Source organism: Moorena sp. SIO4E2, assembly GCF_010671945.1.
In the GTDB taxonomy this organism is placed as follows: Bacteria; Cyanobacteriota; Cyanobacteriia; order Cyanobacteriales; family Coleofasciculaceae; genus Moorena; species Moorena producens.
Genome location: NZ_JAAHIE010001027.1, coordinates 1 through 1,899 on the forward strand (window position 1 = coordinate 1; position 1,899 = coordinate 1,899).

Annotated in this window: 1 protein-coding gene; it reads right to left on the reverse strand. The window is 42.4% G+C overall.

The features are described from left to right. Positions 1-43: 43 nt before the first annotated feature. On the reverse strand, positions 44-1,899 hold a 1,856-nt coding region (locus tag F6K37_RS40210; RefSeq protein WP_287256876.1), incomplete at its 5' end, for an alpha/beta fold hydrolase.

The window sequence follows — 1,899 nt, forward strand, 5'->3', positions numbered from 1 at the left end:
ACTGCTAAAAAATAATGATGAATATCCTAGACTGACTTACATCTTATTTATCAATACAATACTCTAGATTTAATAAGACATAGGGAAACAAATTTGTAAACCATCCCCCCCAAATTTCTTTAGCTTTTTCGCCTTCAATAAAGGAGTTGACAATACGTTGCCATGGCGGATCACTCTTAGGGAGAATCATGCCATAGAAATCACAGGTCAGTGGTTGATCTGGAGATAAGGTGTACTGGGATGAGGAAAGTCCTTGTCTGGTGACTTCTCCAATTAATAAAATGCCATCGCTGGCAAAGGCATCAATATCGCTATTGACTAATGCTTTGACTCCTTGAGACCTACCTATGTCTCCAGGAAAAACTATTTTCTGAGCATTAGGATAGGTTTGCTCAATAAATGTTTCTGTGAGGCTACTGGGAAGCACTCCAATTTTTAAACTGTCAAGGCTTTGGTAACGATTGAAGACTCTCGGTTGTTGAGAATCTACTAAAAAGTGTGTGCCAGTAATAAAAAATGGTGTTGAGAATTTTACCCCTGCAATATCACTCCTAATAGTATTAGGGCCACACTCCAAATGTACGGTTTCGTCTCGGACAATAGCAAAGCGATTTTCCAAGGTTGATTGAATGGCAACAACTTTTAGTTCTATAGGTTTATTGAGTTCTTCGGCAACCTTGTCTTTTAAGGAATTTAGTAGCTCAAAGCAATACCCTTTCCAATCTCCGTTGGTATCAATGTAGCCGAAAGGAGCAGCATCTTTTCTAATACCAACTTTTATGGTACCAGTTCGTTTAATTTGGTCTAAAACCGTTTCTGAACGCTTGGATATTGGCTCAATGGCAAGTTGTGGTATGATACTTTCGGGAAGTTCACTGCCAAAAGATTCCTCTAGTTGTTCTGGTGTTAAAGATTTGACTAAATGTAGATCTAGGGAATTCTCAGAAAGGAATTTGGCATAGCTAACACTGAGGTAAGGTCGATAGTTTGGCAAATCCCGAATATGAGTATTAATAAAGGCCAAGCTTAAGGCTTTTAGGTAAGAAAGTCCGACCTGAGGATTGGAACCGAGTAATTCTTTAGGAAACAGGGCAAAATCGTCGCCGGATGCACCACTAGTGGAGAAGTGGTTGCCATCAACAATCATTGCCAGATATTTTTCTGGGGTATTGAGCCAGATGAAGGGGTGAATCTGTTCTGGGACAGTTGGTGCAACAATGTCGTGGCTACCTGCCATAATCATGACTGGGACTTGAATGTTACCCAAGCTAGCTGGACCAAGGGCTGTGCTGGTAATAGGATTAACAGCGATTACTGCTTTGACCCGTGGATCCTGCAAGTCATAATTAAACGGGGGTAAGCGATTGGCACGGCATTGGAGCAGTACAGAGAGATTGAAGGTTGGGTCTTGATCAGGACACACTTGGCGCAGTCTTAAATCATTAATTTCTGCACCTGCTACGGCTAAAGCTGTGTAACCCCCGAAGGAATGACCAATCACACCAACCTGTTCCAGATTCAGCTGATTAGCAAAATTAGGGTCAGATTTAGAGAGGTCTTCCAGTTCATCGAGCACATATCTAATATCTAAGGGTCGTTCAATAAACTCTACTGGATTGATTCCATTCGCTAGTCCCTGTAGTACAGCTTGAGAGTATTCAACATTACTCCCGACGTGTTCAGGCACGGCTACAGCAATGCCATGGGATGCTAAGTGTTCTGATAAATAGGTGAAATGGTTGCGATCTGAGGCAAAGCCATGGGACATGACCACTAAGGGGGCTGGTTTTGGATTGCCTTTGGGTAAGTACAAAGCAACCTCAAACTTGGTTTCTCCGGATAACCCTAGAGGGGATTGACGGCGGCGACCGGAAAGGGTGATGACTTGGTCTGTGAATT